25 protein-coding genes and 1 pseudogene are annotated in these 24611 nt (G+C 65.5%); 9 read left to right on the top strand and 17 right to left on the bottom strand.

Features of this window, described 5'->3' with window-relative positions; translation table 11 throughout:
* Nucleotides 1–7: 7 nt before the first annotated feature.
* From ACVIJ6_RS30070 to dusB, 4 genes are all read right to left on the bottom strand, one after another.
* Nucleotides 8–2362, bottom strand: coding sequence for an ATP-binding protein (locus ACVIJ6_RS30070; protein ID WP_456775670.1), 2355 nt, complete (start codon nucleotides 2360–2362; stop codon nucleotides 8–10).
* 170 nt (nucleotides 2363–2532) lie between these two features.
* A complete protein-coding gene (ntrC, locus tag ACVIJ6_RS30065) occupies nucleotides 2533–3975 on the bottom strand; it encodes a nitrogen regulation protein NR(I) (RefSeq protein ID WP_456775669.1) in 1443 nt (480 codons plus the stop codon).
* 9 nt (nucleotides 3976–3984) lie between these two features.
* Complete coding sequence (locus tag ACVIJ6_RS30060; protein ID WP_012044137.1) at nucleotides 3985–5172, bottom strand: two-component system sensor histidine kinase NtrB; 1188 nt, start codon at nucleotides 5170–5172, stop codon at nucleotides 3985–3987.
* A complete protein-coding gene (gene dusB, locus ACVIJ6_RS30055) occupies nucleotides 5169–6122 on the bottom strand; it encodes a tRNA dihydrouridine synthase DusB (protein ID WP_012044136.1) in 954 nt (317 codons plus the stop codon). The genes ACVIJ6_RS30060 and dusB overlap by 4 nt, the downstream gene beginning before the upstream one ends.
* A 468-nt stretch (nucleotides 6123–6590) precedes the next feature.
* Here dusB and ACVIJ6_RS30050 point away from each other — a divergent pair, with 468 nt between their 5' ends.
* Both ACVIJ6_RS30050 and ACVIJ6_RS30045 read left to right on the top strand, forming a co-directional pair.
* On the top strand, nucleotides 6591–7772 hold the full coding sequence (locus tag ACVIJ6_RS30050; protein ID WP_456775668.1) for a bifunctional 2-C-methyl-D-erythritol 4-phosphate cytidylyltransferase/2-C-methyl-D-erythritol 2,4-cyclodiphosphate synthase: 1182 nt from the start codon (nucleotides 6591–6593) through the stop codon (nucleotides 7770–7772).
* A gap of 263 nt (nucleotides 7773–8035) precedes the next feature.
* Nucleotides 8036–8647: a CinA family protein gene (locus tag ACVIJ6_RS30045; protein WP_456775667.1), complete on the top strand. Its 612-nt coding sequence runs from the start codon at nucleotides 8036–8038 to the stop codon at nucleotides 8645–8647.
* Nucleotides 8648–8745: 98 nt separating this feature from the next.
* On the opposite strand, the pseudogene ACVIJ6_RS30040 reads toward ACVIJ6_RS30045, so the two are convergent.
* From ACVIJ6_RS30040 to ACVIJ6_RS30025, 4 genes and pseudogenes are all read right to left on the bottom strand, one after another.
* A pseudogene (locus ACVIJ6_RS30040) lies at nucleotides 8746–9018 on the bottom strand (type II toxin-antitoxin system RelE/ParE family toxin); the annotation flags it as partial.
* Nucleotides 8997–9224 carry a hypothetical protein gene (locus ACVIJ6_RS30035; RefSeq protein WP_456775666.1) on the bottom strand — a complete coding sequence of 76 codons (228 nt, stop codon included), beginning with the start codon at nucleotides 9222–9224 and terminating at the stop codon, nucleotides 8997–8999. The pseudogene ACVIJ6_RS30040 and the gene ACVIJ6_RS30035, both read right to left, overlap by 22 nt.
* A gap of 642 nt (nucleotides 9225–9866) precedes the next feature.
* The gene (locus ACVIJ6_RS30030) at nucleotides 9867–10061 is read right to left on the bottom strand and encodes a DUF1127 domain-containing protein (protein WP_456775665.1); all 195 of its coding nucleotides are present in this window, start codon (nucleotides 10059–10061) and stop codon (nucleotides 9867–9869) included.
* Nucleotides 10062–10450: 389 nt separating this feature from the next.
* Nucleotides 10451–11008: an HD domain-containing protein gene (locus ACVIJ6_RS30025; RefSeq protein WP_456775664.1), complete on the bottom strand. Its 558-nt coding sequence runs from the start codon at nucleotides 11006–11008 to the stop codon at nucleotides 10451–10453.
* Between the two features lie 280 nt (nucleotides 11009–11288).
* On the opposite strand from ACVIJ6_RS30025, the gene ACVIJ6_RS30020 reads away from it, so the two are divergent.
* Entirely contained in the window at nucleotides 11289–11702 is a 414-nt protein-coding gene (locus ACVIJ6_RS30020; protein WP_012044129.1) for a response regulator, read from the top strand.
* Nucleotides 11703–11840: 138 nt separating this feature from the next.
* Nucleotides 11841–12278 carry a group II truncated hemoglobin gene (locus ACVIJ6_RS30015; protein ID WP_456777110.1) on the top strand — a complete coding sequence of 146 codons (438 nt, stop codon included), beginning with the start codon at nucleotides 11841–11843 and terminating at the stop codon, nucleotides 12276–12278.
* A gap of 18 nt (nucleotides 12279–12296) precedes the next feature.
* Here the strand turns inward: ACVIJ6_RS30015 and ACVIJ6_RS30010 are convergent, their stop codons facing one another.
* The 5 genes from ACVIJ6_RS30010 to ACVIJ6_RS29990 form a co-directional block, all read right to left on the bottom strand.
* Nucleotides 12297–12491: a hypothetical protein gene (locus ACVIJ6_RS30010; protein WP_456775663.1), complete on the bottom strand. Its 195-nt coding sequence runs from the start codon at nucleotides 12489–12491 to the stop codon at nucleotides 12297–12299.
* A 136-nt stretch (nucleotides 12492–12627) separates the two neighbouring features.
* Nucleotides 12628–13014, bottom strand: coding sequence for an NUDIX hydrolase (locus tag ACVIJ6_RS30005; RefSeq protein ID WP_012044126.1), 387 nt, complete (start codon nucleotides 13012–13014; stop codon nucleotides 12628–12630).
* A gap of 146 nt (nucleotides 13015–13160) precedes the next feature.
* Complete coding sequence (locus ACVIJ6_RS30000) at nucleotides 13161–14018, bottom strand: hypothetical protein (RefSeq protein WP_456775662.1); 858 nt, start codon at nucleotides 14016–14018, stop codon at nucleotides 13161–13163.
* Nucleotides 14019–14278: 260 nt separating this feature from the next.
* Nucleotides 14279–14455 carry a hypothetical protein gene (locus ACVIJ6_RS29995; RefSeq protein ID WP_456775661.1) on the bottom strand — a complete coding sequence of 59 codons (177 nt, stop codon included), beginning with the start codon at nucleotides 14453–14455 and terminating at the stop codon, nucleotides 14279–14281.
* A 12-nt stretch (nucleotides 14456–14467) separates the two neighbouring features.
* Entirely contained in the window at nucleotides 14468–14680 is a 213-nt protein-coding gene (locus ACVIJ6_RS29990; RefSeq protein WP_456775660.1) for a hypothetical protein, read from the bottom strand.
* Nucleotides 14681–15034: 354 nt separating this feature from the next.
* Here ACVIJ6_RS29990 and ACVIJ6_RS29985 point away from each other — a divergent pair, with 354 nt between their 5' ends.
* Complete coding sequence (locus ACVIJ6_RS29985; protein ID WP_012044122.1) at nucleotides 15035–15388, top strand: DUF6481 family protein; 354 nt, start codon at nucleotides 15035–15037, stop codon at nucleotides 15386–15388.
* Between the two features lie 119 nt (nucleotides 15389–15507).
* Here the strand turns inward: ACVIJ6_RS29985 and ACVIJ6_RS29980 are convergent, their stop codons facing one another.
* On the bottom strand, nucleotides 15508–15747 hold the full coding sequence (locus ACVIJ6_RS29980; RefSeq protein WP_041751518.1) for a pentapeptide MXKDX repeat protein: 240 nt from the start codon (nucleotides 15745–15747) through the stop codon (nucleotides 15508–15510).
* A gap of 358 nt (nucleotides 15748–16105) precedes the next feature.
* Between ACVIJ6_RS29980 and ACVIJ6_RS29975 the strand changes: the two genes are divergently transcribed.
* From ACVIJ6_RS29975 to ACVIJ6_RS29965, 3 genes are read left to right on the top strand one after another with little or no spacing between them, the layout of a single operon-like run.
* Nucleotides 16106–17128 (top strand): TRAP transporter substrate-binding protein, encoded by a 1023-nt coding sequence (locus tag ACVIJ6_RS29975; protein ID WP_456775659.1) that lies wholly within the window; start codon nucleotides 16106–16108, stop codon nucleotides 17126–17128.
* Between the two features lie 3 nt (nucleotides 17129–17131).
* Nucleotides 17132–17677: a TRAP transporter small permease gene (locus tag ACVIJ6_RS29970; protein WP_456775658.1), complete on the top strand. Its 546-nt coding sequence runs from the start codon at nucleotides 17132–17134 to the stop codon at nucleotides 17675–17677.
* Nucleotides 17674–19032, top strand: a complete 1359-nt coding sequence (locus tag ACVIJ6_RS29965) for a TRAP transporter large permease (RefSeq protein ID WP_456775657.1) — start codon at nucleotides 17674–17676, stop codon at nucleotides 19030–19032. Before ACVIJ6_RS29970 ends, ACVIJ6_RS29965 begins: the two co-directional genes overlap by 4 nt.
* Nucleotides 19033–19085: 53 nt before the next feature.
* On the opposite strand, the gene ACVIJ6_RS29960 is transcribed toward ACVIJ6_RS29965, so the two are convergent.
* Genes ACVIJ6_RS29960 through ACVIJ6_RS29950 form a run of 3 tightly spaced genes read right to left on the bottom strand, consistent with a single transcriptional unit; the run spans nucleotide 19086 to nucleotide 23636 of the window.
* Entirely contained in the window at nucleotides 19086–19997 is a 912-nt protein-coding gene (locus ACVIJ6_RS29960; protein ID WP_456775656.1) for a hydroxymethylglutaryl-CoA lyase, read from the bottom strand.
* A gap of 22 nt (nucleotides 19998–20019) precedes the next feature.
* Entirely contained in the window at nucleotides 20020–22026 is a 2007-nt protein-coding gene (locus tag ACVIJ6_RS29955) for an acetyl/propionyl/methylcrotonyl-CoA carboxylase subunit alpha (protein WP_456775655.1), read from the bottom strand.
* 2 nt (nucleotides 22027–22028) lie between these two features.
* Nucleotides 22029–23636: a carboxyl transferase domain-containing protein gene (locus ACVIJ6_RS29950; RefSeq protein ID WP_456775654.1), complete on the bottom strand. Its 1608-nt coding sequence runs from the start codon at nucleotides 23634–23636 to the stop codon at nucleotides 22029–22031.
* Nucleotides 23637–23956: 320 nt separating this feature from the next.
* On the opposite strand from ACVIJ6_RS29950, the gene ACVIJ6_RS29945 reads away from it, so the two are divergent.
* Nucleotides 23957–24607: a TetR/AcrR family transcriptional regulator gene (locus ACVIJ6_RS29945; RefSeq protein WP_456775653.1), complete on the top strand. Its 651-nt coding sequence runs from the start codon at nucleotides 23957–23959 to the stop codon at nucleotides 24605–24607.
* Nucleotides 24608–24611 lie beyond the last annotated feature (4 nt).

The raw sequence follows: 24611 nt of genomic DNA, 5'->3' as shown, positions 1-24611 counted from the left end.
TGTCTCGTCAGCCGCCTGTTGCGGCCTGGATTTTTGGTTCGCTATTGGTCGTTTCAACCTGGCCCGCGGTTTCCACCGCGGGTTTAATTGTTCCTGCGCCGTCGGGGGCGGCGACCGCAGCGGGTTGGTCCTTGGCCCCCGCCTTGGCGGCCTGTCCGGACACGGCAAAGCGCAGCCGCATCCACGCGCCGCGCTGGCCAGGACGGAAATCGGCGGCGTCCTTCAGCTCCAGCCGGCCGCCGTGATCCTCCAACACGCGACCGACGATCGCGAGGCCGAGGCCGGTGCCCTTTGCCCGCGTCGTGACATAGGGCTCAAGCAGGCGCTGCCGTGCCACCTTCGGCAGGCCGATGCCGTTGTCGATCACGTCGATCGTCACATCATCGCCCTCGCGCGACGCGACGACGTCGATGCGGCCCTTGCCCAGCTCTTCTTCCGGCACCACCTCGATCGCCTCGGTCGCGTTCTTGATGATGTTGGTCAAAGCCTGCGAGATCAGGCGCCGATCGAATTGCGCGCGCAGCGGGTCCTGCTTGATCTCGGTCTCGATATCGATCTCGGGATGCGCGACCTTCATCAGGAAGACGGCCTGGCGCACCGTGTCGGCGACGTCCTCGCCCTCCATCACCGGCTTCGGCATCCGGGCGAAACGCGAGAACTCATCGACCATTCGCCTGATGTCGTCGACCTGCCGCACGATCGTCTCGGTGCACTGCTCGAATACGGCCTTGTCCTCGGTGATGACCTTGCCGAATTTGCGGCGAATCCGTTCTGCGGAAAGCTGAATTGGCGTGAGCGGATTCTTGATCTCATGGGCGATGCGCCGCGCGACGTCGCCCCAGGCCGAGGTGCGTTGCGCCGAGACGAGCTCGGTAATGTCGTCGAGCGTGATGATATAGCTGTCGCGGGCCTGATTGGTCTGCTCGGCAGTGACGCGCACCGACAGGTTCCGCTCATGGCCGTCACGCTGAATGGTGATCTGCCCCTGCACCAGGCGCTGCTTGCCCTCGCGCGCGGTCTTCATCATGTCGTCGAGCTCGGGCAGCACCTCCGACAGCGGATGGTCAAGCACCTCCGGCTCCGCATGTCCGATCAGCTTCTCGGCCGAGCGGTTGAGGATGCCGACACTGCCCGAGGCATCTACGCCGATGATGCCGGCCGAGGCCGACGAGAGCACCGCCTCGATGAAGCGGCGCCGGCTGTCGATCAGCTCGCTGGCGCTGACCAGCTCGTCGCGCTGCGTGCGCAGCTCCTGCGTCATCTTGTTGAAGGTCTGGCCGAGCTGGGCGAGATCGCCTTCCGAGCGATGCACGGGAACCTGGACGTTGAGATCGCCCGTCGAGATCACATGCGCGGCATTCATCAGCTGGCGAATCGGGGCGACCAGCCAATTGGCGAAGTTCAGGCCGATCAGCACCGAGGCCATCAGAATGGTCAGCGCGATCACCGCGAACATCAATGCGAAGGCGACCTGGATGCCAAACCGCCGCGCCTCGACCTGGGCATATTCGGCGACCGACAGCTCGGTCTGTTTAAGCTGGTCGACGACCTGCGGATCGAGCGGGCGCGCGACATAGAGGAAGGTGTCGTTGAAGGCGCGCAGCCGGATCACCGCCGCGACGTAGTTGGACTCCGGCAGAACAGCGATCTCCGGCTCCTGCTCGCCGACATTGTTCAGGAACTCGGGCGCCGGCGGCGAATAAGCCAGCTGCACGCCGCCGGTCTCCGCCCACACGATCGGGTTGGTGTTCTTGTCGATGATCATCGCGCCCGGCAGGTTGCGCGAGGCGGCGCTGGCGGTCAGCAGCTCGCGGAAGCTGGCGCGGTCCTGGTCGAACAGCGGCCGGGCCCGGGCGATGTCGTTGGCCATGCCGAGAATGTCGCCGCGGATGAACTGCGCATGCTCCTGCATATAGGCGCGGGCAATGGTCAGCGAATTCTGGATCGCGACCTTGGCCGGCCCGGAAAACAACCGGTCCAGGCCGCGGTCGATGGTGACGTTGGCGACGACGGCGACCAGCACCGCCGGCAGCACGGCGATGACGGAGAACAGGCTGACGATCTGGACGTGCAGCCGCGCTGCCGCCCGGCCCCGCCGGCGGGCCTGCACGACCTGCCAGACCTCACGGATGATGATCCCGACCAGGATCAGGATCGTGCCAGCATCGATCAGATAAAAGGTCTTGACCACCTCGGTCGTCGGCTCGATCGGGCTCAAGCCCACGAGCACGATGAAGGTGAGGAAGCCTGAGGACAGCGCGACAGCCACCGCCACCGGCGCCAGCCAGGTGCGCCAGGTCCAGCGCCGCCCCTCAGGGGGCGAGGCATCGAAAGGGGTGGCCGAGGTGTCTGCGCTGGTCATTCCGGCAATTGGTGATGGTGGCACGTCCGGGGGAATCGGACTGATGCATTCCTACCACGCTGTTGCCAAATTGCGACAATTCCGCGGCGCACAGCCACGCCGCGGAATTGTCTACACAAATTCTCAAGTCCGGCGGTATCGCGGCCTGCCAGGAGGCCTATAATACCGCTCTAACCGCCGCTGCGGTAGACCTGGATATCGAGGTCGCGAATCTTCTTGCGCAGCGTATTGCGGTTCAGGCCAAGCAGATCGGCCGCGCGGATCTGATTGCCGCGGGTTGCCGCCAGGGCAGCCGTGAGCAGCGGGATCTCGATCTCCTTGAGAATGCGGTGATACAGGCCCGGCGGCGGCACGCCGTTCGGGAAGCCCTGGAAGTGCGAGGACAGATAGGCCTCCACGGCGCCGCCGAGATTGTCGATCGAGGTCGGCGTGCTGGACCCGGTGGTGACCGCGGGCGGCGCCAGCTCGCCATCGATCACCGACGCCGTGATGACGTCCTGCGGATACAGCGCGGCGAGGCGGCGGGCGAGATTTTCCAGCTCACGGACATTGCCCGGCCAACGGTGCTGCTTGAGCCGCTCGAGCGCGGCGGCATCGAGCTTCTTGGGCGGCAGTCCGTCCTTCTCGGCGAGCGCGAAGAAGTGCCGGACCAGGTCCGGCAGATCCTCGATGCGCTCGCGCAAGGGCGGCAGCCGCAGCGGCACGACGTTGAGGCGGAAGAACAGGTCCTCGCGGAACAGCCCCTGCTGGATCAGGATGCGCAGGTCCTTATTGGAGGCAGCGACGATGCGCACGTCGGTCTTGATCGGGGTGCGGCCGCCCACCGTGGTGTACTCGCCCTGCTGCAGCACGCGCAGAAGCCGTGTCTGCGCCTCCATCGGCATGTCGCCGATCTCGTCCAGGAACAGGGTGCCGCCCTCGGCCTGCTCGAAGCGGCCGGAGGCTCTCGTGTTGGCGCCGGTGAAGGCGCCGCGCTCATGGCCGAACAGCTCGGATTCGATCAGGTCGCGCGGGATTGCCGCCATGTTGACCGCGACGAACGGGCCGTTGCGGCGCTTGCCGTAGTCGTGAAGCGCGCGCGCCACCAGCTCCTTGCCGGTGCCGCTCTCGCCCGAGATCATCACGGTGAGGTCGGTCTGCATCAGACGCGCCAGCACGCGGTAGATCTCCTGCATCGCCGGCGAGCGGCCGACCAGCGGGATCGATTCGAACTCGTTGTCGTCGGGTTGGCTCGTCGCCCGCTCCTTCGGCTCCGCCAAGGCGCGGCCGACGATCGCGATCAGCTCCTTCAGGTCGAACGGCTTCGGCAGATATTCATAGGCGCCACGCTCCGAGGCCCGGATCGCGGTCATGAACGTGTTCTGCGCGCTCATGACGATGACCGGCAGGTTCGGCCGCATCTTCTTGATCCGCGGCAGCAGGTCGAACGCGTTCTCATCCGGCATCACCACGTCGGTGATGACGAGATCGCCCTCGCCCTGGCTCACCCAGCGCCACAAGGTGGCGGCATTGCCGGTCAGCCGCACCTCATAGCCGGCGCGTGACAGCGCCTGGTTCAGGACCGTGCGGATGGCCGTATCGTCGTCGGCAACGAGAATGCTACCTGCAGGCATAGATGGTCCTCAATTTGATCCCTGTGAGGCATGCAACGGCGTTCCCGAAACGTCATCGCCATGGCTGTTCTTTGGGCTTTGGTCTGGTTGCTTGGTTGCGCTGTACATCGGCATCAGCACCCGGAAGGTCGTCTTGCGCGGCTGCGACTCGCATTCGATGATCCCGCCATGGTCGCCGATGATCTTCGCGACCAATGCAAGACCGAGGCCGCTTCCGGTCGGCTTGGTGGTCACGAACGGATCGAACAGATTGGGCATCAGGTCTTCCGGCACGCCGGGGCCGTTGTCCTTGACGCAGAACTCCAGCGGCAGCGACACGCGCGACTTCTTGCCCGGCACCGACAGCCGCACGCCCGGGCGGAAGGCGGTGGTGAGCTGGATCTCGGCGTCGGCACCGAGGTCGACGACGGCTTCCGCAGCGTTCTTGACGAGGTTCAGGAACACCTGAATCAGCTGATCCTGATTGGCGAGCACCGGCGGCAGCGACGGATCGTAATCCTCGATGAAGCGGATGTTGCGGGCAAAGCCGGACTGCGCCAGCCGCTTCACGTGATCGAGCACGGAGTGGATGTTGACCGGTCCCCGCGCCACCGGCCGGTCGTCGCCGAACACTTCCATGCGGTCGACCAGGGTGACGATGCGATCGGCCTCGTCGCAGATCAGCCGGGTCAGCATGCGGTCCTCGGAGGAGGCCTGCTGCTCGAGCAGCTGCGCGGCGCCGCGGATGCCCGACAGCGGGTTCTTGATCTCATGCGCCAACATCGCGGCCAGCGCGATCACCGAGCGCGCGGCGCTGCGATGGGTCAGCTGGCGGTCCATCTTGTCGGCGATGGTGCGCTCCTGGAGCATCACGACGATGGCGCCAGGCCGTTCGGGCAGCGGCGCGACATGCAGGTCGACGAGCCGGTCGGCGCCCGTCCGCGGCGTGCCCAGATCGACCTTGTACTCGTTGACCGGCGCGCTTGTGGTGCGGACCTGATCGATCAGCGCCAGCAGCGGCGAGCCGAACGGCACCAGCTTCTTGAGCGATTGCCGCTGCAGAAACTGGGTCGAGGAATCGAAGAACGATTCGGCCGCCATGTTGGCGTCCATGATCATGCCGTCCGGGCCGATGACGAGGACCGGATTCGGCAAAGCGTTGAGGATGGCGTCGCCATCCGATGGAAGTCGCTTGCGCTGTTCTGCGGCTGAGCTCATGCGGCTGCACTCCAGGCAAAATCGTCGAACGCGTCACGCAGCGCCCCCTGCACCAGAGCCGGCTGCTCCGACGTCAGGATACGCTCGCGCCAGGCCTTCAGTTTTTCGGCCGGCGCCTTGGCGTGCCGGGCGGCCACGTCCAGCCCCCAGCTGAGATGTTTGCGGGCGTGGCGCAGGCCGACACGCTCGCCATAGTGGCGACAGATCTCGTCATAGAGGGCCGTCAAATAAGCGAGCTGCTGCGACAGCGCGGGTGCGCCCTCTTCCGCGCCGCCATCGAGACGACGGCCGATCTGGCCGGGCAGCCAGGGCTGCCCCTGCGCGCCGCGGCCGATCATGACGGCGTCAGCACCGGAGGCGTCGAGCGCCTCGCGCGCATCCTCGTAGCTCGTGATGTCGCCATTGACGACGACCGGCAGGTCGACCGCCTGCTTCACGGCGCGCACCGCGCTCCAATCGGCCTCGCCCTTGTAGAACTGCTGCCGCGTCCGGCCATGCACCGTGATCAGCTGCACCCCGGCCGCTTCCGCGCGGCGCGCCAGCTCCGGCGCGTTGAGGCTGCGCTCGTCCCAGCCGAGCCGCATCTTCAAGGTCACGGGCACGTCGACGGCCTCGACCGTGGCCTCGATCAGCGCGAGCGCATGATCGAGATCGCGCATCAGGGCCGAGCCGGACTGGCCGCCGGTGACGTGGCGCGCCGGGCAGCCCATATTGATGTCGATGACGTCGGCACCGCCATCCTCGGCGACTTTGGCTCCCTCGGCCATCCAATGCGCCTCGCAGCCGGCCAACTGGACCACATGCGGCCCGACGCCGCTGGCTTCGCAGCGCAAGCGAGATATCCACCGCCCTCTGACGAGATCGTCGCTCGCGGTCATCTCGGAGACGACGAGCCCGGCCCCGAGATCTGCTGCGAGTCGGCGGAACGGCGCATCGGTGATCCCCGACATCGGCGCAAGAAGAGCCCGGTTGGCGAGAGAAACCTCACCTATTCTCAAGGGCTTGGCGGTAGGCTTCACCGGACCGGTCACGGACGACTCATGATCTCATCTGACGCACCATTGCGCCGCCCTGCACTTTCGAGCACAAATCTTGGGCAGTCAAGCGTCATGCCTACACTTTAGACAAAACCGTCAGCGTTTCAAGTGCAGTGCAGCAAAATATGCTTGTTCGGCAGTCATGGTAAACCCTTGAGCCGCCGGATTTTTGCATGGCTGAAGGCCGCGCTCCCGGCTCCGCACCCGCTCTGCGGTGGATAGGCCCGGCGCGCCGGGGGGCCGACCGACTTTGCGAGTGCGTCGAACTCGCGGTCCTATGCGAGCGATGTGTGATCCCGCTCGCTTAACCTTCGCTGCAGATGTAAGAAGCCGCGAAATCCCTCACCCGATCTTCTTCATCAGCATCGATACCCTGTTCCCATGACGATTTCTCAGCGGACTGCAGCCATTCTCGTCGCGGCCGGACGCGGCCTGCGCGCCGGCACCGGCGGTCCGAAGCAATACCGCGCGATCGGCGGCCGCACCGTCATCCACCGCGCGCTCGCCGCCTTCTCGGAGCATCCCGACGTGACCGTCGTGCAGCCGGTGGTGAACCCCGATGACATCGACGTCTTCAATGCCGCGGTCAGTGGCCTGCGCCACGAGGTGCCCGCGCATGGCGGCGCGACACGGCAGGCGTCAGTGCTCGCAGGCCTGGAAGCACTGGTGCCGCATCGACCGGACATCGTGCTGATCCACGACGCCGCGCGCCCGTTCGTGACCCCAGCCGTGATCTCGCGCGCGATCGTCGCGGCCGGCACCACCGGCGCCGCGATTCCGGTCGTGCCCGTGACCGACACGATCAAGGAGGTCGGCGCCGGCGGTGACATCACCGCGACACCGGAGCGCGCGAAGCTGCGCATCGCGCAGACGCCGCAGACCTTCAAGTTCGAGGTCATCCTGGAGGCACATCGGCGGGCCGCACGCGACGGCCTCACCGAGTTCACAGATGATGCGGCAATCGCCGAATGGGCGGGATTGACCGTCGCGACGTTTGAGGGCGATGTTGCCAATATGAAGCTCACCACACCCGAAGATTTCGTGCGCGAGGAAGCGCGGCTCGCCGCTCAGCTCGGCGACATCCGGACCGGCACCGGCTACGACGTGCACGCCTTCGGCGAGGGCGACCACGTATGGCTCTGCGGCCTGCGTGTGCCGCATAGCAAAGGCTTCCTTGCCCACTCCGACGGCGACGTCGGTTTGCACGCCCTGGTTGATGCAATTTTGGGCGCCCTGGCCGATGGTGACATCGGTTCGCATTTCCCGCCCTCCGACATGAAGTGGAAGGGCGCCTCGTCCGATCAATTCCTCAAATACGCGATCGAGCGGGTCACAGCGCGCGGCGGTCGGGTGGCCAATCTCGAGGTGACGATGATCTGCGAGCGGCCGAAGATCGGTCCCCTGCGCGATCAGATGCGCGCCCGCATCGCAGAGATTTCGGGCGTCGATATCTCGCGCATCGCCGTCAAGGCGACGACCAGCGAGAAGCTCGGCTTCACCGGCCGCGAGGAAGGCATCGCCGCGACCGCGAGCGCAACGATCCGGCTGCCATGGAGTGTGTAGCGAGTGGGACTGGATTGATCTGACGCGGTCGCAACCTCGACTGCGACCAATCAGCGACGAAGCTGATCGGGTCCGAAATTTTGGAATCGAGTGATCACCGCGAGCGCGGTGCGCCCTCCTCGCCCCGCTCTTGTCCGCCGTAGCTCGAAGAGCGAAGGCGGATGTGGGGAGAGGCCGAGCTCGCGGCGACAGCTCGAACCCATCGAGCGCCATCCCGCCTTGGTGTGGTGAATTCTGAGGTCGGTATCGGGGAAACGCTGTCAATGGCGAGCGAACGTCAAATCGGCTCCACCAGCGCGCTGGCCCGCTCGCTGCTCGACCTCTGCCGGTCGCGCAAGCTGATGATTGCGACCGCGGAGTCCTGCACCGGCGGCCTGGTTGCCGCAGCGCTGACCGAAATTCCCGGCTCCTCCGATGTCATCGACCGCGGCTTCGTCACCTATTCCAACGAGGCCAAGCGCGCGATGCTCGGCGTCGAGGCCTCGACCCTGCAGACCTTCGGCGCAGTGTCCAAGGAGACCGCGATTCAGATGGCGGTCGGCGCGCTGGAGCGGGCCGATGTCGACCTCGCGGTCGCCATCACCGGCATCGCCGGCCCCGGCGGCGCCACCCCCGGCAAGCCGGTCGGCCTGGTCCATTTCGCCGTCGCCGCCCGCGACGGCCGCATCACCCACCGCGAGCACCGCTTCGGCGCCATCGGCCGCAGCGCCGTGCGCACCCGCTCGGTGCTGGAGGCGCTGAGGATGCTGATGGAGCTGGCAAGGCCGCAGGTCGCCGTGAAGCCGAAACGCGCCGCCGCGACGCGGCTGCGTCCGCGCGTCGCGCGGGCACCCCGGCTGCATCCGGTGAAGCGGCCGAGGCGGCCGCGGACGTAGTCGGAAGTGACGCGCAGCTGCCCTGCCGATTTCATCGCGAGCGCGGCGATGCCCGCAGAGCGAAGGCAGTAAGCCAGCTCATCCGGACGACGAGCCGTGTGACGCACACCGTGAACGATCACCTCGTCGGCCGTGACTTCGTAGTAGATGAGGTATGGGTATGGATTGACGATCAATCGTCGCAATCGCGGATGGGTCGATCGAGCGCCCGCTTTTGGATGATACACCAGCAGATCCAAAACCGACTTGATCCGAGCCTGAACACGTCGGGCGCCGCTTAGCGAATTGGCCGCCATATGGTCGAGGATACTCTCCAGCTCGGACGCAGCTCGACTGGTGAAGTGAAGCTTCAGAGACCGTGCTTGGCCCATATGGCGTCGATGTCGTCTTTGGTCGCGAACTGCCTCTGATCCGCCTGGGCGAGCGATTCCTCAAGCGACGCGACCTCAGCAGGAGAGAGCTCGACGTGAGCATCGTCATGCCCGGTCAAACGCAGGAGGACCCGTGCCAACTCATCCTGCTCATCGGCCGGGAGCTGGCGTGCGACGGCAAAAGCCGTATCGAGCAAGGTTGTCATGTCGGCATTATACGTACGGGAGCCCGCTCCGGGAAGGGGTCCAAAGCGGAGCCTGACAAGGCCCAATTCGGCCGTTGCTGATCTCCAAGGCCGCTCCGACGGCACTAATGACTCGCGCGACGTCTTTCTCGCCTTTCGCGATGCCGATGCCGCCTTCAGCCAAACGTTTTCGAGTGCTCGCTTCGAGCCGGCCGTCGTCGCGAAATCCAACAACTTGGTCCCAATGCCCGGAATGGTGGACGGCAGAACACTGCCCGGATCGCGCAGTCTATGTCGCACGCAACGCGCGAGGCTGGGACCAGATCGTCCCGACACGATGCTGCAGCGACGCCACGATCTACGTTCAGGCGCGATGGATCGACTGACGATGTCGTCTTTGGTCACGAACTACACCTCGCCCCCCCAGCGAGTTCCGAGGCGACGCTGCCGCCTCATCCTCTGCCGTCATCCACGCGCACGCGGGGATCCTAACCACAGGGCGGCGTGTGGCGGCACGCCCGTGGCTCCGATCTCGTCTCATCACATCTGCTGCGGAGTATGGGTCCCGGGTCGGCGCCTGCACTGCGCGTCGCGCCGCTCCGGCTTGCCCGGGACGACGGCGATGGGTGCGGCCGAGGCTTCTGGTTGGCCGCCGCATCCGCTTCACGCCCGCCAGAACGGACGGCGGCACAGCCGGCGCGCCTGGTCGCGCGTCAGGCCGTAATCCTCCAGCACCTCGTCGGCGATCCAGGGCAGCTCATGGGCGAAGCGGCGGCGTTCGCACCAGCGCTCCCACCAGAGCCGCAGCAGCGGCGCAGGCTTGGGGTCGGCGAGGCTTCGATCAGGGGCCGATCGCACCAAATAGTAGACGTTCGCGACGGGTTTGGGCGGACTCAGGTGACTCGGGGGGCGTCGGCGCGCGAAGAGCCCAGGTGATTGTGAGGCGTCACGGAGCGTAGGCGCCTCGATGGCGCTGATGCTCGGATCGTCGGTCGTGCTCGGCATAACGGGCTCCCCTGGAAACGAAGAACCTGCCGGCAACAAAAAAGCCGCCAGGTCCTGGCGGCTGTTCGGATCAGATGCTGCAAATCGTCAGATTGAGCGCGATCCTCCCGCCGCCAGCGAGCTACGGTGCGTGATGCGACCAAAACGATGAGTGGCGACGGTGATCATGGCCGGCTCTATAATCGATCCATCTGAGGTTGTCATCCGCAAACCGGTGCAGACAAGCGCCATCCCCGAACCGATCAGGACGGAAAGGTCCCAACGGTTCGCGCGAGCTGCCGCGCCAAAGGCCCGGGGAATGCCCGATCAAAGATCTTGCTCAGCGTGCGGTAGTACCAGATCGTGCCGTCCTGTCCGCCGCTGAAGCGCTGCCACACCGCGTCGCCGATCTCATCATAGTCCTTCGCGATCGCCTCGGCATTGTCGACCTTGTCGGCGAGCGAGACCAGCAGCGATGTTGCTGGCTTGTGCGGCAGCATGGCAAGGTAGGCTTCCTTGCGGGGGCGCCACGCCGGCTTGGGATCAACCCAGGAATCCGTGCAGTCCGCCACGATCTCGGCAACGCCGTCGCCGAACCGCCGGCGGATCTCGTCCAGCGTGGCCTGTCCGCCCTGGTCCTCGGCAGCGTCATGCAACAAGCCGGCGATGGCCTGGACCTCGCTGCCGCCAGCCGTCAGCACGCGGCTGGAGACGCTGAGCAGATGCGCGATATAGGGCACCCGACTGCCCTTCCGCACCTGGCTCCGGTGCAGGTCCGCCGCATAGACCAGCGCTTCATCATAAAGAGAGGAGAGTGACATCGGCTTGCTTTCCAAGCCGGCTGACCTGCGGTCACGCCGGCGACTTTTCTTGAGCTCACGGGCATGATTCCGGACCCTGCGTCCGACATCGAGCGGCATGATAGCCGATCTCCTCGGCCGACCAGGCAGCAGGCGGCAGGCGGCGCAACCGAGCGCCCTTTCCTATGCGGTGACGCCGGGGTCCGGAATTTTACGGGATTGAAAATTTACGTGGAGCTTAGAAACCGACTTTTAAGGTGGGGTGGTCCATCAGAAGCCGACACACAGCCGCGCGGGGACCATGCTGAACGAACTTCTCGTGATCGAAGATGCCGACGTTCATCTGTCGATCCTGCGCAAGATCGCCGTCCAGGCGGGCTTTGCGACGACCGGCGTGAACTCGGTGGACGGCGCCATCAACGTGCTGCGCCGGCGCAACTTCGAGTGCATCACCCTCGACCTCAATCTCGGTGAGCGCTCCGGCACGGAAGTGCTGCAGCTGCTGGCGGACATGAAATCCCGCACCCCCGTCCTGATCATCAGCGGATCCGACGACCAGACCCGCGACGTCACTGTCCGTGCCGGCAAGATCCTCGGCCTGAACGTCTATCCGCCGTTCTGCAAGCCGGTCGATCTGGCGCTGCTGCGCCAGACGCTGCGTCAGATCGCGGCCGACACCGACCGCCAGCGCCTCGTGAAGGCCAATATTCGCTAGCTAGCGTCACCACCTCGCCTCTGTTCGCTCGCGTCCGGCAGCGCCACGCGGCCGCCATCGGCATTTCATCTTTGATGCAGATCAAGGCGGTGCGTCGCAGGCAGCTATTGGCTGCACGGCGCCCACGGAAGCGAGATGATGACGGCAGCCAATTCAGCCAGCGAAGCCCATTCAACCGACCCTATCGTGGTCGAAGCCACCCCTTACGAACTCATCGGCGGCGAAGCAGGCGTGCGACGCCTGGCCGATCGATTTTATGCGATCATGGACGAGGAGCCGGATGCCCGGAACATCCGCGCCATGCACGATGCCGATCTCGGTCCGATCAGGCAATTGCTGTTCGAGTTCCTGAGCGGGTGGCTGGGCGGGCCTGCGCTGTATTTCGAGCGCGCCGAACACCGCTGCATCATGTCGGCGCACCGCCCCTATGCCATCGGGGACGCCGAGCGCGATGAATGGATGACATGCATGCGCCGGGCGATGTTCGATTGCGACATCACCGGCGACATGTATGATTTGCTGGATCGGGCGTTCCTGCGCATGGCGAACGCCTTCCGGACGCGTCCGGCAGGCTAAGCTGGCGGAGCCGTCAGCTCAGCTGCGCTTTTCGGCGGCTTCGCGCGCCAAGCGCTCAGCCCGGAGTCGCTCGCGGTTTTTATAGAAGGCCCGCTGGGCCTCCTCATGTTCGCGCATGGCCTGTTCGGCATCGGCCCTGCGCGTGGCATCGCGCGCCCGACGCTCTTCAGGCGTAAGGACGCGTGGCGGTCTGGCTGTGCTTTCGTAAGTCATGACCAGACAACGTCCAACCTCGCCAGATGTTCCACTTTCACTTAAATTACAGCGTGAAGTGCAGGCGTGAACGTCGGTGTCCCGATCAGATCATCGCTCGCGCGCCGGACAGATCTCTCTGAACCGGCATCTCGACCTAATCCGCTTTGCGCGGAAACAGACGGTCGCGAATATAGCGCGAGGTTGGCGTCAGGCTGAGCCCGTAGGGCTTTTGCCAGACGGCGCGGTCGATCTCATTCTTGTCGCCGATCTCCAGCCGCCCCCTGGCATTCTTGGCGATGAAGATCGCGTCGCTCATCTTGCGTCCCGACCGCTTGTTCTTCGCCGTGACTTCTTTCCACAGACGAAGACGGCCGAGCTTGAGCTTCGGCAGCTCCTCCTTGATCTCGCGCTTCAGACAGTCCTTCGCCGTCTCCCGCGCGCGTTTACGGCCGCCCGGGAACATCCAGCGCCCGTCGATGCGGCGCCGGACCAGAAGGACTTTTCCGCCCTTGGCGGCAACGAGCTTGGACGCCTTGGTCATCGCTCCAGAACTCTCACTGAGACCAGCACGGAAGAAGACCTTACCAGGATTCGTTCCAACTCCCGCTCCGGACCTTTGCGGAGCATCAATCGCAACGCACGGCCGGAGAGCGGAAACCCATGCACATCTCTGCGGACCGGCGTGAGCTAGTAGCAGGAGCGCGGATCGACAGCGACATACTCTCCCGACGGGTAGCGGTAGTAGCAATTGCCCTGGGACAGATAATAGCCCGGCCGCGCCGCTGCTGTCGCACCGGCGATCGCGCCCGTGGCGCCGCCGATCACGGCACCGGCGGCAGCGCCGCCCGCCTTACCAGTCAGAATCCCGCCGAGCACGCCGCCGATGATGGCCCCACCCAGCGCGCTGGCGCCTGGATCCGGGTCGGACGGCGGCGGTGGCGGGGCCGGCTCATAGGCGACCGGCGGCGGCGCCTGATAAGCGGCAGCTGGCGCGTAGACGACGTCGTCGGCGTAATCCTCGGAGACGTAGGTCGGCGGACCTTCCATCGGCTCAGGATAATAATACCAGACCCCACCGACGTCCCACCACCAGCCGGGCCGGCCATTGTGGACTTCGTGACGCCAGCGGCCCCCTTCCCAGCCGACACGGCCGCGATAACGCTGTCCGCCATAATCGCGCATCGCGATCGCGCCGCGGCTGTAGCGCGCGTCAGGCGCCCGGCCCGTGGCCGCAGGCCCACGGTCATAGCCCGGTCCCGGTGGCCGCGCCTGCGGCGCAGCGGCGGCACGCGGTCCGGGCCCGCTTGGCTGTCCCGCAACCGGCCCCGGCCCTTGCCGGGGGGGCTGAGCATGGGGCTGTCCGCCCGGTTGAACGGCGGCGGCCGGCGGCTGCCGGATGACGCTGGGCGGGCGCCCCTGCGGAGGGTGAGCGGCGCCGGGGCCAACCTGGTCCGGGGCCTGGGCCCGCACTTGCAGGGGCGAAGAGATCACCGACAAGACGGCCAGCGCCGGCAGCCAGAACCTGGTCTGATCGAACAATGCCATTCTCATCTTCCCCTCACTGGCCCGCCGTCCGCGCTGCCTACGGCCTTGGTCGGCGTGCGATGAAACCCGGTTCACTGGTCCCCACGATATGGCCAGAACGGGCATGAATTGCGGGACAGGCTGGGAAAAACCCGACAATTTTGCGGCACGTCAGCAACGTCCCCCGCAACATACAACCGAACGGCGGCGATTCGCCGCCATCATTCTTCCATTGCGTTTCCCGGCGGACCGTTACCGGACAACCAGCGGCGGCACCGGCGTCAGCGTGCCGGCTCGATCACGTTGCAATTGGTGCGGCCGGACATCAGGCAATCCTGCATCCTGCTCGCGGCCGTCAGGCTGTGGGCCAGCCACAGCCCGAAGCCGACCACGATCGCCGCAAATACCAGCCCGGCGATCGCGCCTCTCCGGCCTTGGCCTGCGTCGCGCTCAGTCATGAACCGCTGCCCCTAAACCGGCTGCGGGTTGGCGGGGTCTCCGAAGGCCGGACCGAAACGGCGGGAGGCAGGCGAGATCGGCGCGACACGCGTGCAGCTGGTCACCCAGAACATTTGACCGCACTCCCACTCCGAGCCGAGCAGCCGGCTCGGAGCCGCCGCCGGGTGGGCGAGCACAGCAGTCATGACGAGCGCGCTCACGGCCGAGCCGAGAAGCACGAGCATGAGCGCAAGGCGTCCATGCCTCCGAAACACCGAGGTCATGCCGGTAAACTCCGCTGGAAGCAGGCCATCCCGGCCCGCCAATGCCCGCTGTGTGAAGCAATTCACACCCGACTGACCTGCGTCAGCGTGGCGGGGGTGCTTACATAGCCAGCGGCGCGCGTCATGCAAGCGCCAAACGTGCGGCATGTGAAGGAATGGCGATAAAGCATTTGTCATCGGCGCGTGCGATCCTATACACACGGCCTCGCGCCCGCCTGCGCCCATATTCACGACAACGTGGATGAATGTCGGGCAGCGCATGCAGCCTGATCGAACCACACCAATCCAAACCAGTAGCGAAGTGACGACGTCTCCATGAGAGGATTCAAGGAACCCGGATTTGCCGATCGGCAAAAGGCCGCGCAGCAGGCCCGCCAGGGCATTCTGCAGAAGTTCAAGGCGCAGCCGGGACCGGATGATCCCGAAGTCGTGAAGCGGCGGCAGGAGCGCGAAGCGGCCGCCGCCCGGCGCGAGCAGCAGCGTCTCGAGCGTGAGGCCGCCAAGGCCGAGCAGAAGCGACTCGAGGAAGAGGCCAAGGCCGCCGAGGCCGCCCGGCTCGCCCGCGAGGCGGAAGAAGCAGCCGCTCGCCTGGCCGAGATGGAGGCCGAGCAGAAGGCCAAGCGCGATGCGCGTTATGCCGCGCGCAAGGCACGTGGCAAGAGGAAGTGATTGCCCCGAACGTTGCGTCGGCGTGGCGACCTCGATGATCGCGCGATGATGTCATGAGATCTGCGACAGGGCGGCCTTGCCGCCCCATCGCATGACGACGATGAACGACGATAAGAAGCCTAGTTCTTCTTCATCATGCCGTCGTCCTTCTTCATCCCGTCCTTGGACATGGCATCGCCCTTCTTCATCTCGTCCTTGCCCATCGCGTCTTTCTTCATCGAGTCATGGGACATCGCCCCCTTCTTCATCGCGTCATCCTTGCCCATCTTGTCCTCGGCGAATGCCGCGGGCGCGATGGCGACGTTGAAGGCGAGAGCAGCGGCAGAGAGGCCGAGGACGAGACGATTACGATAGGTCATGATGATCGCTCCTTCGAGAGACGGGGTTGGACGGCGACCGATGCGCCGCTCCTCCATGTCGACGTTCCGATGAGGGAGATCGTTACAGCCCTGCTGAAAATTTTCGGCTCGATCAAATTTGATTCGAGTTTTGCGGTGTTTGAACCTCGACACAATTTCGCCCGTCGGGCGAATGTTAGTACAACCCGCGCTAGGGATTCACAGGCATGTGCATCGCAGCAATATGTCGCGTCCCGTGCATTCGCCCTCGAACCAACTGTATTGTTCGGCTAGAGGTAATTCCTGCATTCCGGCTCCTACAAGGGCTGCCTACGAACCGGATCGGGAACCCAACCAGAAGTTGTCCAGGGGAACTCTCATGCTTTCACGCCGCACTGTCCTCGCGTCCGCGCTCGCTGCGCCCGCCATTCTGCGTTTTGGAACCGGAACCGCTCAGGCGGCGACCACGCTGAAGATCTCCCACCAGTTCCCGGGGGGAACCATCGACAAGGGCGACTTCCGCGACCGGCTCTGCCGGATGTTCGCCGAGGAAGTGTCGAAGCGCTCCGGCGGCGAGATCGCCGCTGAGATCTATCCGAACTCGTCGCTGATCAAGACCGTCGCGCAGTTCTCAGCGATGCGGAAGGGCGCGCTCGACATCAGCCTCTACCCGATGCCCTATGCCGGCGGCGAGGTTCCCGAAACCAACATCGCCCTGATGCCGGGCCTCGTCACCACCTACGACCAGGGCATGCGCTGGAAGAACGAGCCGGTCGGCAAGGCGCTGAGCGATTTCCTGGCCGACAAGGGTATCATCCTGCTCAGCTGGGTCTGGCAGGCCGGCGGCGTCGCCAGCCGCTCGCGCCCGCTGGTCACTCCCGAGGACGCCAAGGGGATGAAGGTGCGCGGCGGCTCGCGTGAAATGGACATGGTGCTGCAGACCGCGGGCGCCTCGGTGCTGTCGGTTCCCTCGAACGAGATCTACACGGCGATGCAGACGGGGGCCTGCGACGCCGGCATCACCTCCTCGACGAGCCTGATCTCGTTCCGGCTGGAGGAGGTGTCGAAGGCGCTGACCTCCGGAGCCAAGGCCTCGTATTGGTTCATGCTCGAGCCGCTCATGATGTCCAAGGCGACGTTCGACAAGCTGCCGAAGAACCAGCAGGACATCATCCTGGCGGTCGGCGCCGAACTCGAGGCCTTCGGACGCAAGGGCGCGCAGGACGACGACATCGAGGTCGCCAAGGTCTATGAAAAGGCCGGCGCCAAGGTGGCCGAGCTCGACATCGAGACCGTCAACAAGTGGCGTGACATTGCCCGTGACACCGCCTGGAAGGACTATGGCGGGAAGTCCGCGAACTGCGCCAAGCTCCTGAAGCTCGCCTCCGACGTGGCGGCCTGATTGATGCACGCGCCCGTCTCCGATAGCGAGGCCACGCCGACCACCGGCGCCAGCGGACCGCTGGCGCCGCTTCAGCGTGTGATCTCGATGCTCAACAGCATCATCGTCGTTCTCGCCGCGATCGCATTGGTCGCGGCCTGTGTCATTCTCAGCTACAGCGTGGCGGGTCGCGCGCTGTTCAAGGCCGCCAACTACTGGCAGGACGAAGCCGCCGTGTTCCTGCTCGTCGGCGCCACCTTCATGACTGCCGCCTATGTGCAGGAGCATCGCGGCCACGTCAGCATCGAGGCCTTTGTCGGCCTGATGTCGCCCTTGGCGAACAAGATCAGGCTCTGGCTCGTCGACGTCGCCAGCTTTTTGTTTTGTGCCTTCTTCACCTGGAAATCCTGGACCCTCACCCATGAGGCCTGGGAGGACGGTCAGGTCTCGAACTCGATGTGGTCGCCACCGCTCGCCATTCCCTATGCCCTGATGGCCGCCGGCATGACCCTGCTCTGCCTGCAATTGCTGCTGCAGATCGTGGCGCCGCTGACCGGAGCGCGGCGATGAGCGTGTTCGGGATTGGAGTTGCCTACGGGGCTGCCACCCTGTTTGCGATGTTCGCGGGCATGCCGATCGCGTTTGCGCTCGGCGCCGTCGCCGTGGTCTTCATGGCGATCTACATGCCCTCCGCGTCGCTCGATACGGTGACGCAGAACGTCTACGAGGAAATGGCGTCGATCACGCTGCTGTCGATCCCGCTGTTCATCCTCAAGGGCGCCGCGATCGGCCGCTCGCGCGCGGGTCAGGATCTCTACTCGGCGCTGCATGCCTGGCTGCATCGTGTGCCCGGGGGCCTCGGCGTCGCCAACGTGTTCGCCTGCGCGCTGTTCGCGGCGATGGCCGGCTCTTCGCCGGCAACCTGCTCGGCGATCGGCTCGGCCGGCATCCCGGAGATGCGCAAGCGCGGTTACTCGGGCGGCTTCGCCGCGGGCATCATCGCCGCCGGCGGCACGCTCGGCATCCTTCTGCCGCCCTCGATCACGATGATCCTGTTCGCGATCGCCGCGGAGAAGTCGCTCGGACGGCTGTTCCTGGCCGGGATCGGGCCGGGGCTGCTGCTGGTCACGCTGTTCGGCGTCTATGCGGTGGTGCGCTTCCGCCAGGAATACGCGCAGGCGAAAGCGGTCTACGAGAAGTCGGGCACCTGGTCGGACATCCTGATCAAGGACGAATACACGATGGCGCAGCGCTTTTCGGTGCTGCCGCGCGTGATCCCGTTCGTGCTCTTGCTGACCGGCGTCATGGTGGCGCTCTATGGCGGGTTGGCGACGCCATCGGAGACCGCCGGTCTCGGCGGCATTCTCGCGCTCGCCTTGATCGCGCTCATCTACGGTGTCTGGCGTCCGACCGACCTCGCGCCGATCATGCGGGCGACCTTGCGTGAGTCGACGATGTTGATGCTGATCATCGGCATGTCGCTGCTCTACTCCTACGTGATGAGCTATCTGCACATCTCGCAGTCTGTCGCCGAATACATCGTGGCGATGCACCTGCCGCGTTGGGAGCTGTTATTCGCGATCCTGCTGATGGTGGTCGTGCTCGGCTTCTTCCTGCCGCCGGTATCGATCATCCTGATGACCGCGCCGATCATCCTGCCGCCGCTGCGTGCGGCGAATTTCGACATCATCTGGTTCGGCGTGGTCATGACGATCGTGATGGAGATGGGTCTGATCCACCCGCCCGTCGGGCTGAACATCTTCGTCATCCGCAACGTCGCACCGGACATTCCGCTGCGCGAGGTGATCTGGGGCACCCTGCCCTTCGTGCTGCTGATGATGGCCGCGGTGCTGCTGCTCTGCTTCGTGCCGCAGATCTCGACGGCACTGCCGGACCTTGTGATGGGGCCGGATCTCAGCCGGTGAGAATGGCGAATAGCGAATAGGGATCCTGCGAATGGACCCCTACTCGCCATTAGCTACTCGCTATTCGCCCTCTTCGCCTTCGCATTCAGCGCGCTGGCGACCCGGCTGACCGGGGGACGGCCGAGCAGCCGGCTGATCTCGTTGGTGGCCGCCAGCAGCCTGGTCATGTCGACGCCGGTGCGAATGCCCATGCCTTCGAGCATATAGACGACATCCTCGGTCGCGACATTGCCGGTCGCACCCGGCGCGAACGGGCAGCCGCCGAGACCGCCGGCGGCGGAATCGATGACGCGGACGCCTTCCTCCAGGCCGGCATAAAGGTTCGCCAGCGCCTGCCCATAAGTGTCGTGGAAATGCATCGCCAGATGCGACACCGGCACGTCGTCGCAGACAGCGCGCAGCATCTGCTTGGCCTTGAGCGGCGTGCCGACGCCGATCGTATCGCCCAGCGAGACCTCGTAGCAGCCGAGATCCCACAGCGCCTTGGCGACGTCGGCCACCGCCTGCGGCTTGATCTCGCCCTCATAGGGACAGCCGAGCACGCAGGAAACGTACCCGCGCACCTTGATGCCGTCGGTCTTGGCATGCGCGATCACCGGCTTGAAGCGCTCCAGCGACTCTTCGATCGAGCAGTTGATGTTGGCGCGGGAGAAGCTCTCGGAGGCCGCCGTGAACACCGAGATCACCTTGGCCCCGGCGGCATGTGCCGCCTCATAGCCCTTCACATTGGGCACGAGCACGTGGAATTCGCCAGGCAGCGCAGCAACACTGCGCATGACCTCGTCGGAGCCGACCATCTGCGGGATCGCCTTGGGCGAGACAAACGCGCCGACCTCGACCGTGGTCAGGCCGGCCGCGACGAGGGCGCGGATGAAAGCGATGCGATCGGCGACGCTGACCTGCGTCTTCTCGTTCTGCAGGCCGTCGCGCGGGCCCATTTCGATGATGCGCACGCTCTCGCTCATGCTGCCCTCTTGGGTTGGAGGATCAGGCGGAGGGTTCGACTTCCGCCAGTTCGACGCCTTCCTGCACGATGTCGCCGACCTTGCACTTGATCGCCTTGAGCACGCCTGCGAACGGCGCGCGCAGGGTCTGCTCCATCTTCATCACCTCCAGCGTCAGGATCGCCGCGCCCTTCTCGAGGACGGCGCCTTCCTGCGCCAGCAATGCCACCACGGTGCCCGGCAACGGCGCGACGATCTTGTCCTCGCCGGCCTGTTCCTCGTCATCGCCGCCGAACGGATCGATCCAATGCAGATCGAACCGGCCGTTACGGGAACGCAGATACAGCTCGTGCCCCTCGATGACCGCCACCACATGGGATTTGACGCCGTCGCGCACAAGGTCGAAGCCGCCATCCGCCGTCGGGATGGCCGAGAACACCGTCACCCGGCCATCGATCGACAGGGTCTGCACGCCCGGTCCATAGGTCAGCGTCACTGTCCGCGGATCGCTGCCCCCGCTTTGGCGGAACAAGAAGACGCGCTCCCGCAAGCCGACCGGCATCCAGCTCTGGGCACGCCAGGGCGATCCCAAATCATGGGAAGCGGCGTTCTGCTCATCGATGAGAACGGCCGCGACCGCGGCGCACAGCTCGACATCCCCCGCGGCTACGCCCGCTTCTGTCAAATGACCTAGATGACGCTCGATGAAGCCGGTGTCGATGGCATTCGCCACGACGTCGGGATGCGTCAGCAGCGCCGACAGAAACGGAATGTTGCTGACGATGCCGCGAACATCCGTGTCCTCGAGGCCGCGGTTGAGCCGCTCGATGGCGACCTCGCGGGTCGGCGCCCAGGCGATCATCTTGGCCAGCATCGCGTCGTAATAGGGCGAGACAGCATCGCCCTCGCGATAGCCGGCATCGATGCGCAGGCCGCCGGTCTCCGCCGGAAGCCGCCAGGACTTGATGGTGCCGACCGAGGGCATGAAGTTCTTCGCGGGGTTTTCCGCGTAGACGCGTGCCTCGATCGCATGTCCATTGAGCTTGATCTGGTCCTGCGCCAGCGGCAGCCGTTCGCCGAAGGCGACACGCAGCTGCCATTCGACCAGGTCGACGCCGGTGATCAGCTCGGTCACGGGATGCTCGACCTGCAGGCGCGTATTCATCTCGATGAAGAACACGTCGCGGCCGTCGGAGACGAACTCGATGGTGCCGGCCCCGACATAGTTGACCGCGCCCGCCGCGCGCCGCGCCGCGGCGCAGACCGTCTCGCGCTGTGCAGGCGACAGCGTCGGCGACGGCGCCTCCTCGATTACCTTCTGGTGCCGGCGCTGCAAGGTGCATTCGCGCTCGAACAGCGAGACCAGGTTGCCATGGCTGTCGCCAATGATCTGCACCTCGATGTGGCGCGGATTCTGGACGAACTTCTCGATCAGCACGCGGTCGTCGCCGAACGCGGCCTTGGCCTCACGCTTGGCGCTGGTGACGGCATCGGCGAGATCGCCGGCCGCGTGGACCACGCGCATGCCGCGGCCGCCACCGCCGGCGGAGGCCTTGATCAGCACGGGATAGCCGATCCGCGCCGCCTCATTGGCGAGCGTCGCCTCGTCCTGCGCCTCGCCGTGATAGCCGGGCACCAGCGGCACGCCGGCCTGCTCCATCAGGAATTTGGAGCCGGACTTCGAGCCCATCGCGGTGATCATCGCAGCCGTAGGGCCGACGAACACCAGCCCGGCATCGAGACAGGCCTGCGCGAACTCGGCACTCTCGGACAGGAAGCCGTAGCCGGGATGCACCGCCTCGGCGCCGGTCTGCCGGGCGGCCTCGATCAGCCGTTCGATGTTGAGGTAGGAATCGCGGGCACGCGCCGGGCCGAGCAGCACGGCTTCATCGGCGAGCGCGACATGCAGCGCATTGCGGTCGGCCTCGGAATAGACCGCGACGGTCTTCAATCCCATGGCCCGCGCGGTGCGGATGACGCGCACGGCGATCTCGCCGCGGTTGGCGATCAGGACCTTGCGAAAACGACGATACAATCCGGGACGGGCCATGATCACATCCTGAACAGGCCGAACCTGGTCGGCTCGACCGGGGCATTGGCGGCGGCTGACAATCCGAGCCCGAGCACGAGGCGGGTGTCGGCGGGATCGATCACGCCGTCGTCCCACAGCCGCGCCGTCGCGTAATACGGATTGCCCTGCGCCTCATATTGCGCACGGATGGGGCTACGGAATTTCTCTTCCTCTTCCGAGGACCAGCTCTCGCCCTTGGCCTCGATGCCGTCGCGGCGGACCTGGCTCAGCACCATCGCCGCCTGCTCGCCGCCCATCACCGAGATGCGCGCATTCGGCCACATCCACAGGAAGCGCGGCGCATAGGCCCGGCCGCACATGCCGTAATTGCCGGCGCCATAGGAGCCGCCGATCACGACGGTGAATTTCGGCACCGAGGCGGTCGCGACCGCCGTCACCAGCTTGGCGCCGTCGCGGGCGATGCCGCCGGCCTCGTATTTCTTGCCGACCATGAAGCCGGTAATGTTCTGCAGGAACACCAGCGGGATATTGCGCTGGCAGCACAGCTCGATGAAGTGCGCGCCCTTTAGCGAGCTCTCGCTGAACAGGATGCCGTTATTGGCGATGATCCCGACCGGATAGCCGAGGATGTGGGCGAAGCCGCACACCAGCGTCTGGCCGTACAGCTTCTTGAACTCATCGAATTCCGAGCCGTCGACCACGCGGGCGATGATGTCGCGGACATCGAACGGCTTGCGGCCGTCGGCGGGCACCACGCCATAGATCTCCTCCGCCGGATAGCGCGGCGCACGGACCTCGCGCATGTTGAGCACCGCCCGCGCGCCGGGCGGCTTCAAGGTGCCGACGATGCGGCGCGCGATCCCGATCGCATGCGCATCGTTCTGGGCGTAGTGATCGGTGACGCCGGACTGCCGCGAATGCACGTCGGCTCCGCCGAGCTCCTCGGCGCTGACGACCTCGCCGGTCGCGGCCTTCACCAGCGGCGGACCGCCGAGAAAGATCGTGCCCTGATTGCGCACGATGATGCTCTCGTCCGACATTGCCGGTACATAGGCGCCGCCGGCGGTGCAGGAGCCCATCACGATCGCGATCTGCGGAATGCCTTGCGCCGACATCTGCGCCTGGTTGAAGAAGATGCGGCCGAAATGCCGTTCGTCCGGGAAGATTTCGTCCTGCAGCGGCAGGAACGCGCCGCCGGAATCGACCATGTAGACGCAAGGCAGATTGTTCTGCCGCGCGATGTCCTGGGCGCGCAGATGCTTCTTCACAGTCATCGGATAATAGGTGCCGCCCTTGATGGTCGCATCATTGGCAACGACCACGCATTCGCGGCCGGCGATGCGGCCGATGCCGGTGACGATACTGGCCGAGTGCACGTCACCGCCGTACAGCCCGTGCGCCGCGAGCGGCGACAGCTCCAGGAACGCGGTGCCGGGATCGAGCAGCAGATCGACCCGCTGGCGCGCCAGCATCTTGCCGCGCGCGAGGTGGCGCTTGCGCGAGGCTTCGCCGCCGCCGGCAGCGACCTGCCCAAGCTTGGCCCTGAGATCTTCGACCAGCACGCGCATGGCCTCGGCGTTGCGCGCGAAATCGGCGGATGAGGGATCGATCGTGGAATGAAGCGTCATGATCGGCGTTTTCGTTGCTTGAGCCGGATGGGAAGCCGTGAACGCACGCGTCAGACCGCGCGCGGCCCGAGGGGCCGCGGCACAAGCGGGTGTATCATCTCTTCCGGCATGCTGTCCTCCCTGGCCGTTGGCAGCCTGGCGATATGGCCGCGCCCTTTGCTCTCGAATTAAACGATCATACGTTTTTAAATTCAATTCTCAAGCGGATTGTCGTACAGTTCGAAACAGCGCCGTCCGCATTGAGAACGTGACGCTTTTCCGTGGTCCAGGGCGGTTGCTGGTGTCAGGTCGTCGGACCTGCAGCGTTCGGTGAGGATGAGATGGCGCGCACGATCGGGTCTCATGGTCCGACCACGATGGAGGCGATCCGCAAGGCCGGCCTGCGGCTGATCTTCGAGCATGGCTACGAGGCCATGAGCTTGCGCCAGCTGGCCGCCGAGGTCGGCATCCAGCCCGGCTCCCTCTACAATCACATCACCACCAAGCAGGAGTTGTTGTCGGATCTGATCCAGGACCACATCAACGACCTGCTGCGCGAGCTCGAAGCGGCGCTGCGCGACAAGCAAACTCCGGTGGAGCGGCTGCGGGCGTTCGTTGCCTTCCATGTCAGCTATCACATGACGCGGAAGCGCGAGGTGTTCATCGCCAATTCGGAGTTGCGCAGCCTGGAGCCGCGCAACTACGAAGCTGTCGTGGCCCTGCGCGGCGCCTATGAGCGCCGGCTGGCCGACATTCTCAGCGACGGCATGTCAGACGGGGTGTTCGACGTGGTGGACGTCCAGGTCGCGACCTTTGCCATTATCGCCCTGCTGACCGGGTTGTGCAGCTGGTATCGTCCGGGCGGCCGGCTGACCAAGGAGGCGATCATCGCGGCGCATGAGAAGCTCGTGCTGTCCGGCGTGATGCCGCAGGGCGCGCATGCCGCGTCCCCCGGCAAGGGCCATCCCGGCCACAGCGACGCCAGGAAATAGGGAT

The organism is Bradyrhizobium sp. USDA 4369, from assembly GCF_054056435.1.
The sequence above is the reverse complement of the archived record's forward strand: the minus strand, read 5'-3'. Positions and strand labels throughout refer to the sequence as shown.

Excerpts from the sequence above, each read along its gene's own strand:
- ACVIJ6_RS30070 (WP_456775670.1), bottom strand. The coding sequence starts at position 2,362 with ATGACCAGCGCAGACACCTCGGCCACCCCTTTCGATGCCTCGCCCCCT.
- ntrC (WP_456775669.1), bottom strand. The coding sequence starts at position 3,975 with ATGCCTGCAGGTAGCATTCTCGTTGCCGACGACGATACGGCCATCCGC.
- ACVIJ6_RS30060 (WP_012044137.1), bottom strand. The coding sequence starts at position 5,172 with ATGAGCTCAGCCGCAGAACAGCGCAAGCGACTTCCATCGGATGGCGAC.
- dusB (WP_012044136.1), bottom strand. The coding sequence starts at position 6,122 with ATGTCGGGGATCACCGATGCGCCGTTCCGCCGACTCGCAGCAGATCTC.
- ACVIJ6_RS30050 (WP_456775668.1), top strand. The coding sequence starts at position 6,591 with ATGACGATTTCTCAGCGGACTGCAGCCATTCTCGTCGCGGCCGGACGC.
- ACVIJ6_RS30045 (WP_456775667.1), top strand. The coding sequence starts at position 8,036 with ATGGCGAGCGAACGTCAAATCGGCTCCACCAGCGCGCTGGCCCGCTCG.
- ACVIJ6_RS30035 (WP_456775666.1), bottom strand. The coding sequence starts at position 9,224 with ATGACAACCTTGCTCGATACGGCTTTTGCCGTCGCACGCCAGCTCCCG.
- ACVIJ6_RS30025 (WP_456775664.1), bottom strand. The coding sequence starts at position 11,008 with ATGTCACTCTCCTCTCTTTATGATGAAGCGCTGGTCTATGCGGCGGAC.
- ACVIJ6_RS30020 (WP_012044129.1), top strand. The coding sequence starts at position 11,289 with ATGCTGAACGAACTTCTCGTGATCGAAGATGCCGACGTTCATCTGTCG.
- ACVIJ6_RS30015 (WP_456777110.1), top strand. The coding sequence starts at position 11,841 with ATGACGGCAGCCAATTCAGCCAGCGAAGCCCATTCAACCGACCCTATC.
- ACVIJ6_RS30010 (WP_456775663.1), bottom strand. The coding sequence starts at position 12,491 with ATGACTTACGAAAGCACAGCCAGACCGCCACGCGTCCTTACGCCTGAA.
- ACVIJ6_RS30005 (WP_012044126.1), bottom strand. The coding sequence starts at position 13,014 with ATGACCAAGGCGTCCAAGCTCGTTGCCGCCAAGGGCGGAAAAGTCCTT.
- ACVIJ6_RS30000 (WP_456775662.1), bottom strand. The coding sequence starts at position 14,018 with ATGGCATTGTTCGATCAGACCAGGTTCTGGCTGCCGGCGCTGGCCGTC.
- ACVIJ6_RS29995 (WP_456775661.1), bottom strand. The coding sequence starts at position 14,455 with ATGACTGAGCGCGACGCAGGCCAAGGCCGGAGAGGCGCGATCGCCGGG.
- ACVIJ6_RS29990 (WP_456775660.1), bottom strand. The coding sequence starts at position 14,680 with ATGCTCGTGCTTCTCGGCTCGGCCGTGAGCGCGCTCGTCATGACTGCT.
- ACVIJ6_RS29985 (WP_012044122.1), top strand. The coding sequence starts at position 15,035 with ATGAGAGGATTCAAGGAACCCGGATTTGCCGATCGGCAAAAGGCCGCG.
- ACVIJ6_RS29980 (WP_041751518.1), bottom strand. The coding sequence starts at position 15,747 with ATGACCTATCGTAATCGTCTCGTCCTCGGCCTCTCTGCCGCTGCTCTC.
- ACVIJ6_RS29975 (WP_456775659.1), top strand. The coding sequence starts at position 16,106 with ATGCTTTCACGCCGCACTGTCCTCGCGTCCGCGCTCGCTGCGCCCGCC.
- ACVIJ6_RS29970 (WP_456775658.1), top strand. The coding sequence starts at position 17,132 with ATGCACGCGCCCGTCTCCGATAGCGAGGCCACGCCGACCACCGGCGCC.
- ACVIJ6_RS29965 (WP_456775657.1), top strand. The coding sequence starts at position 17,674 with ATGAGCGTGTTCGGGATTGGAGTTGCCTACGGGGCTGCCACCCTGTTT.
- ACVIJ6_RS29960 (WP_456775656.1), bottom strand. The coding sequence starts at position 19,997 with ATGAGCGAGAGCGTGCGCATCATCGAAATGGGCCCGCGCGACGGCCTG.
- ACVIJ6_RS29955 (WP_456775655.1), bottom strand. The coding sequence starts at position 22,026 with ATGGCCCGTCCCGGATTGTATCGTCGTTTTCGCAAGGTCCTGATCGCC.
- ACVIJ6_RS29950 (WP_456775654.1), bottom strand. The coding sequence starts at position 23,636 with ATGACGCTTCATTCCACGATCGATCCCTCATCCGCCGATTTCGCGCGC.
- ACVIJ6_RS29945 (WP_456775653.1), top strand. The coding sequence starts at position 23,957 with ATGGCGCGCACGATCGGGTCTCATGGTCCGACCACGATGGAGGCGATC.